Annotated in this window: 6 protein-coding genes; 4 read left to right on the forward strand and 2 right to left on the reverse strand. The window is 72.9% G+C overall.

The annotated features are described in order from the left end of the window. The first annotated feature begins 192 nt into the window (after positions 1-192). From gatC to gatB, 4 genes are read left to right on the forward strand one after another with little or no spacing between them, the layout of a single operon-like run. A complete protein-coding gene (gatC, locus tag HYE82_RS32430) occupies positions 193-489 on the forward strand; it encodes an Asp-tRNA(Asn)/Glu-tRNA(Gln) amidotransferase subunit GatC (RefSeq protein ID WP_179177790.1) in 297 nt (98 codons plus the stop codon). A 5-nt stretch (positions 490-494) separates the two neighbouring features. Beyond that, positions 495-1994: an Asp-tRNA(Asn)/Glu-tRNA(Gln) amidotransferase subunit GatA gene (gatA, locus tag HYE82_RS32435; RefSeq protein WP_179177791.1), complete on the forward strand. Its 1500-nt coding sequence runs from the start codon at positions 495-497 to the stop codon at positions 1992-1994. Further along, a complete protein-coding gene (locus HYE82_RS32440) occupies positions 1991-2230 on the forward strand; it encodes a hypothetical protein (protein ID WP_179177792.1) in 240 nt (79 codons plus the stop codon). The genes gatA and HYE82_RS32440 overlap by 4 nt, the downstream gene beginning before the upstream one ends. 34 nt (positions 2231-2264) lie before the next feature. After that, the gene (gatB, locus tag HYE82_RS32445) at positions 2265-3755 is read left to right on the forward strand and encodes an Asp-tRNA(Asn)/Glu-tRNA(Gln) amidotransferase subunit GatB (RefSeq protein ID WP_179177795.1); all 1491 of its coding nucleotides are present in this window, start codon (positions 2265-2267) and stop codon (positions 3753-3755) included. Positions 3756-3950: 195 nt separating this feature from the next. Here gatB and HYE82_RS32450 read toward each other — a convergent pair whose 3' ends face one another. Then, positions 3951-4559, reverse strand: a complete 609-nt coding sequence (locus tag HYE82_RS32450; RefSeq protein WP_179177793.1) for a GNAT family N-acetyltransferase — start codon at positions 4557-4559, stop codon at positions 3951-3953. Continuing rightward, positions 4556-6619: a penicillin acylase family protein gene (locus HYE82_RS32455; RefSeq protein ID WP_179177794.1), complete on the reverse strand. Its 2064-nt coding sequence runs from the start codon at positions 6617-6619 to the stop codon at positions 4556-4558. The genes HYE82_RS32450 and HYE82_RS32455 overlap by 4 nt, the downstream gene beginning before the upstream one ends. Between the last annotated feature and the right edge of the window lie 59 nt (positions 6620-6678).

Genomic DNA, 6678 nt, shown 5'->3' on the forward strand with positions numbered 1-6678 from the left:
TATAAGAGACAGCCGTAGCCCCGGCCCCGCAGCCCCCGCAGCGCGGCGCCGATCGCGCAGCCCTCGGTGGTGGAACCCTGCCGTCGGGGGCTCGCGGCCGTTCCGGGCGGGAAAGGGTTTCGTGGGTCAGCGGCCAGGCCCCCTAGGATTGGGCACGAAACCACTCACTCACCACCCCCAGAGGATCGCTGCATGCCTGGCATTTCGCGCGAGGAGGTCGCCCACCTCGCTCGGCTGGCACGTATGGAACTGTCCGACGAAGAGCTTGATCACTTCGCCGGACAGCTCGACGACATCATCGGCGCGGTCGCCCGCGTGTCCGAGGTCGCCGACCAAGACGTCCCGCCGACCTCGCACCCGCTGCCGCTGACCAACGTCATGCGCGCGGACGAGGTCCGACCGTCGCTCACCCCCGCGCAGGCGCTCTCCGGCGCCCCCGCCCAGGAGCAGCAGCGTTTCAAGGTGCCGCAGATCCTGGGGGAGGACTAACCACCATGGCTGACACCAACATCATCAAGCTCACGGCCGCCGAGACCGCCGAGAAGATCGCCTCGGGCGAGCTCACGGCCGTCGAGGTCACCGAGGCCCACCTGGCGCGCATCGACGCGACCGACGAGAAGGTCCACGCCTTCCTGTACGTCGACCGCGAGGGCGCCCTGGCCCAGGCCCGTGCCGTCGACGCCAAGCGCGAGCGCGGCGAGAAGCTCGGCCCGCTGGCCGGCGTCCCGCTCGCCCTCAAGGACATCTTCACCACCGTCGGGGTCCCGACCACCGTCGGTTCGAAGATCCTCGAAGGCTGGATCCCGCCGTACGACGCCACCCTGACGCGCAAGCTGAAGGAAGCCGACGTCGTCATCCTCGGCAAGACCAACATGGACGAGTTCGCCATGGGCTCCTCCACCGAGAACAGCGCCTACGGCCCCACCTCCAACCCGTGGGACCTCACCCGCATCCCGGGCGGCTCCGGCGGCGGCTCCGCGGCCGCGCTGGCCGCCTTCCAGGCGCCCCTGGCGATCGGCACGGACACCGGCGGCTCCATCCGCCAGCCCGCCTCGGTCACCGGCACCGTCGGCGTGAAGCCCACGTACGGCGGCGTCTCCCGCTACGGCATGGTCGCCTTCTCCTCCTCCCTCGACCAGGGCGGCCCGTGCGCCCGTACGGTCCTGGACGCGGCGCTGCTGCACGAGGTCATCGCCGGTCACGACCCGCTGGACTCCACCTCCATCGACGCCCCGGTCCCGCCGGTCGTCGAGGCGGCCCGCAACGGCTCCGTCGCCGGCATGCGCGTCGGCGTCGTCAAGCAGTTCCGCGGCGAGGGCTACCAGGCCGGCGTCGTGCAGCGCTTCGACGAGTCCGTCGAGTTGCTGGGGGAGCTCGGTGCCGAGATCGTCGAGCTGGACTGCCCGTCCTTCGACCTCGCGATGGCCGCGTACTACCTGATCGCGCCGTCCGAGTGCTCCTCGAACCTGGCCCGCTTCGACGCCATGCGCTACGGCCTGCGCGTCGGTGACGACGGCACGAAGTCCGCCGAGGAGGTCACCGCGCTCACCCGCGACGCCGGCTTCGGCGACGAGGTCAAGCGCCGCGTCATCCTCGGCACGTACGCCCTCAGCTCCGGCTACTACGACGCCTACTACGGCTCGGCCCAGAAGGTCCGCACCCTCATCAGCCGGGACTTCGAGAAGGCCTTCGAGCAGGTCGACGTGATCGTCTCCCCGACGACCCCGACCACCGCCTTCCCGATCGGTGAGCGCACCGACGACCCGCTGGCGATGTACCTCGCGGACCTGTGCACCATCCCGACCAACCTGGCCGGCAACGCCGCCATGTCGCTCCCGTGCGGCCTGGCGCCGGAGGACGGCCTCCCGGTCGGACTGCAGATCATCGCCCCTGCGATGAAGGACGACCGCCTGTACAAGGTCGGTGCCGCCGTCGAGGCCGCCTTCGTCGAGCGCTGGGGCCACCCCCTGCTTGAGGAGGCTCCGTCCCTGTGAGCGCACTGTCCAAGGCCAAGGGCTTCAAGAAGTCGAAGTCCGGTACGTACCTGTCGATCGCGACCACCGCTTTCGGTGCCATCAGCGTGATCAAGCAGGCCAAGAGGGCCCGCACGGAGCAGGACACGCTCCAGCTGGTCGACGCCGTTGTGTCCGCCGCCGCCATCGCCACCGGCCTCGCGATCCTGTACCGCGAGCTGAAGCGCCTCGGCGACGACGACGTCCTGCTGGGCTGAGAGGGAAGTTTTCACTGTGACCGTCACCGAACTGATGTCGTACGAGGACGCCCTCGCGTCGTACGACCCCGTCATGGGCCTGGAGGTCCATGTCGAGCTCGGCACCAGGACCAAGATGTTCTGCGGCTGCTCCACCGAGCTGGGTGCCGAGCCCAACTCGCAGACCTGCCCGACCTGTCTCGGACTGCCCGGCTCCCTCCCGGTGGTCAACGCGACAGGCGTCGAGTCCGCGATCAAGATCGGCCTCGCGCTGAACTGCGAGATCGCCGAATGGTGCCGCTTCGCCCGGAAGAACTACTTCTATCCGGACATGCCGAAGAACTTCCAGACCTCCCAGTACGACGAGCCCATCGCCTTCAACGGCTACCTGGACGTCCAGCTGGAGGACGGCGAGGTCTTCCGCGTGGAGATCGAGCGCGCCCACATGGAGGAGGACACCGGCAAGTCGCTGCACGTCGGCGGTGCCACCGGTCGCATCCACGGCGCCTCCCACTCCCTGCTGGACTACAACCGCGCCGGCATCCCGCTCATCGAGATCGTCACCAAGCCGATCGAGGGCGCCGGAGCCCGCGCCCCCGAGGTCGCCAAGGCGTACGTGGCCGAGCTCCGCGAGCTCATCAAGGCCCTCGGCGTCTCCGAGGCGCGCATGGACAAGGGCCAGATGCGCTGCGACGTGAACCTGTCGCTGCGCCCGAACGGGACGAAGGAGTTCGGCACCCGCTCGGAGACGAAGAACGTCAACTCCCTGCGCTCCGTCGAGCGCGCGGCGCGCTTCGAGATCCAGCGCCACGCGGCCGTCCTGTCGTCCGGCGGCACGATCGTGCAGGAGACCCGTCACTTCCACGAGGACGACGGCTCCACCACCTCCGGCCGCATCAAGGACAACGCCGAGGACTACCGGTACTTCCCGGAGCCCGACCTCGTCCCCGTGGCCCCGGCCCGCGCGTGGGTCGAGGAGCTGCGCGCGAGCCTGCCCGAGATGCCGCGCGTGCGCCGCAACCGCCTCCGCGAGGAGTGGGGCGTCAACGAGCACGACATGCAGTCGATCCTCAACGCGGGCGCGGTGGACTCCATCGTCGCCACCATCGAGGAGGGCGCCGACCCGGCCGCCGCCCGCAAGTGGTGGATGGGCGAGCTGGCCCGCAACGCCAACGAGCAGGGCCTCTCCGTCGACGAGCTGCCGATCACCCCGGCCCAGGTGGCCCGGGTGGCCGCGCTGGTCGCGGACGGCTCGCTCAACGACAAGCTGGCCCGCCAGGTCATCGAGGGCGTCCTCGCCGGCGAGGGCACCCCGGACGAGGTCGTCGAGAAGCGCGGCCTGAAGGTCGTCTCCGACGAGGGCGCGCTCGGCACGGCCGTGGACGAGGCCATCGCAGGCAACGCGGCCATCGCCGACAAGATCCGCGGCGGCAAGGTCGCCGCCGTCGGCGCCCTGGTCGGCGCGGTCATGAAGGCCACGCGCGGCCAGGCCGACGCGGCCCGCGTCAAGGAGCTCATCCTGGAGAAGCTGGGCGTCTCCGAGTAGGACCTGCCCGGCTGCCCGGCGCCGTACGGCTCCGCAGCACACGAACGGCCCGCACCCCCGGAAAGGGGGAGCGGGCCGTTCGGCATGTTCCGCCGGTAGCCGGATCCGGCACGGGCGCCGCAGGGCACCCGGGTCGCGGAACTGCCACCGGGCAGCTTCCGTCCGCCGAGCGCCCGTGCGCAGGGGCGGCTCCGGTCACCCGCCTCCCGGGACGGGCCCGCCGAGGAAGGCCAGCCGGGCCCGCTTCGCCGGGATGAAGACCTCGGGCAGGTCGATCTCCGGCAGCTCCACCTCCGGGCCGAGGACGAAGCCGCTGCGCTCCAGCCGGGCGATCGCCTTGGCGTTGCGGGCGTCCGGCTCGGCGACGATCCGGCGCGTGGTGCCGTCCGAGCGCAGGAAGGCCAGGAAGACGTCGATCAGCCGGGCGCTGAAGCCGCGCTCCGCCCCGGCCTGCGCGGGAGCCAGCAGCATGTGCACGCCGGTGTCGCCGGGCCGGACCTCGTAGCAGTCGGAGACCCGGTCCGCCGCGCACTCGTACGACTGGAAGAGCGCGGCCGGCACCCCGTCGCGGCGCGCGATGAACGCGTGGTGCGTGGTGCGGCGGTCGACGTCCTCGTAGATCTCCCGGACGAGGTCCGGGCCCGCCTCGGTCATGCCCCAGAAGCGGGCCCGGTCCTGGCTCACCCAGCCGTGGATCAGCGCCGCGTCGGCGGCCGGGTCGACCGGCGTGAGGGTGACCGTGCCGAATCCCTCGACGGCACGGGTGAACACGGGCTGCCGGGGGCCGGCGGCGGGGCTGGTCATACGGATTCCTTGGTGAGCCGGGCCCAGTCGGTGACGACGGGGACGAGCTCGCACCGCGCCCACAGCGCGAGCTGGTCGCGGTGGTGGGCGGTGCCGGCGACGCCGTCCGCGCCGAGCGGGACCGTCCAGAGGCTGTCCTCGCGGCGGCCGAGGTCCCACACGTAGCGCGCCGCGGACGCGCGGGCGCTCAGGTCGGTGAAGCCGGGGACGGAGGAGGTGGCGTTCACACAGTCGTGGTCGCCGCCGAGGCCGGGCCACTCGGCGTCCGGGTCCGGCAGCGCCGACCAGGGCACGAGGCGGTGCACCTGCGCCCACGGGACGTCGGGGGCGCCGGCCGCGGCCGTCTCCTCCAGGGCGGCCCGTACGTGCGCCACCCGGTCCAGGTCCGGCAGCAGCTCCGTGGCCAGCAGGCCTTCGAGGGCGTAGCCGACCCGGGGGACCAGGTACAGCCAGGGGTGGAACACCTCGGGGCCGGTCGGGGCGCCCGCCAGCGCGGCGAGAGCGGGGTCCGCGGCGAAGCGGCGCACGGTGGCCGTCCGCAGCGCGGAGAAGACGGTCGCGTCCGTGCTCTCCGCCTCCATGTGCCGGTCCCAGGCCAGCAGCCGGGTACGCAGCGCCTCCGCGGCCGGGGACAGCCCCTCCAGCGCGGGCAGCAGGGCGAGCAGCGGCCCGGCCGAGCCCAGATAGGTGTCCCGGTGCACGTCCGCCATCGCCTTCGGGGACCAGTCCGACGAGCCGGACAGCAGCGCGCGGATCCGGTCGGCGCGGTGCGGGGGCGCGAACTCCACGCCGAGCGGCGAGGCGATGCCGCGCGCGTTCGCCATGACCGCGAAGCCCTGCACCGGCTCGGCCGGGGTCTCGGCCCAGCCCTGCCAGGCGTACCGGGCGTCCCAGGCGGGCACGGGGCGCAGCCGGTTGGCCGGGTCGCGCACCGGGACCGCGCCGGCGACGCGGTGCAGCAGGCCGCCCTCGGTGTCGGCGGCATGGACGACGTTCACGGGCTCGGCCCAGCCGTCGAGGGCCCGGTCGATGTCGGCGACGGTACGGGCGCGCAGCAGGGCCGGCAGGACGGCGAAGCCGAGGTCGCGGCGGACCCGGGGCGGGTAGCGCAGCGAGAGCGTCCGGTCCGCGGCCTCCTCGCGGATGACGACCGGGCCGCGTGCCGTCTCCAGGACCTCCACCTCGACGGGCTCGGATCCGGCGACGGCGATCGTCTCGGTGTGCCGGTGGACGGGCTCCCAGGCGCCGTCGGGGCCCAGCGCCTCCACGGACACGCCGTCCGCGGCGGTGCGCAGCCGCTCGACGTACAGGTCCTGGTAGTCGGCCATGGCGTTGGTGATCGCCCAGGCGGCGGCGCCGGTGTGGCCGAAGTGGGCCAGGCCCGGGATGCCGGGGACCGCCAGGCCGAGGACGTCGTACTCGGGACAGGCCAGGCGGATCTGCTGGTAGACGCCCGGGTCCTCGATGAAGCGGTGCGGGTCGCCCGCGATGATCGCCGCGCCGGTGGCGGTGCGGTCGCCCGGGACGAGCCAGCCGTTGCTGCCGGCGGTGCCCGGGCCGTCGGTGGCGAAGAGGGTGGCGGCCTCCGGCCCCAGAGCGCTCACCACGCGCTCGCGCCACAGCTTGGTGGCGAAGCCGGCGAAGAGGACGTGGGTGGCGATCCAGATGCCGAGCGGGACCCACGGCTCCCAGGGCGCGGGGGTGTGGCCGGTGCGGGCGAAGCGCTCGTCGCGGGCGGCCCCGGCGGCCAGGCCGTCGTTGACGCCGTCGACGTACGCCCCGACCCAGGCGGCGGTCTGCGGGTCGAGTGCCTCGTGGCAGCGGCGGGCCGTGTCGTCGAGGCGGCTCTGCCGGGCGAACCGGTCCCAGGCGACGGACTCCGGGCCGAGGAACGCGGCGCTGGAGCCCTGGGAGCGGTGCCGCTCGACCTCCAGCTGCCAGGCCCGGTCCAGGGCGGTGGCGCGGCCCTGGGCGTAGGCGAGGCGGAGGGGGTCGGGGGCGCGCAGGTGGGGGATGCCCCAGTCGTCCCGGTACAGCTCGAAGTCGTCCGCGTCGGTCACAGGCTCACACTCTTCCCCAAGGCAATTAGGTTAGGCTGCCCTAAATATAGGGGGTGGGG

The sequence above is a fragment of the Streptomyces sp. BR123 genome (assembly GCF_013401435.1).
GTDB lineage: Bacteria > Actinomycetota > Actinomycetes > Streptomycetales > Streptomycetaceae > Streptomyces.

What these genes read in the sequence shown, in the direction of transcription:
- gatC (WP_179177790.1), top strand. Translation starts at nt 193, where the DNA reads ATGCCTGGCATTTCGCGCGAGGAGGTCGCCCACCTCGCTCGGCTGGCA.
- gatA (WP_179177791.1), top strand. Translation starts at nt 495, where the DNA reads ATGGCTGACACCAACATCATCAAGCTCACGGCCGCCGAGACCGCCGAG.
- gatB (WP_179177795.1), top strand. Translation starts at nt 2,265, where the DNA reads ATGTCGTACGAGGACGCCCTCGCGTCGTACGACCCCGTCATGGGCCTG.
- HYE82_RS32450 (WP_179177793.1), bottom strand. Translation starts at nt 4,559, where the DNA reads ATGACCAGCCCCGCCGCCGGCCCCCGGCAGCCCGTGTTCACCCGTGCC.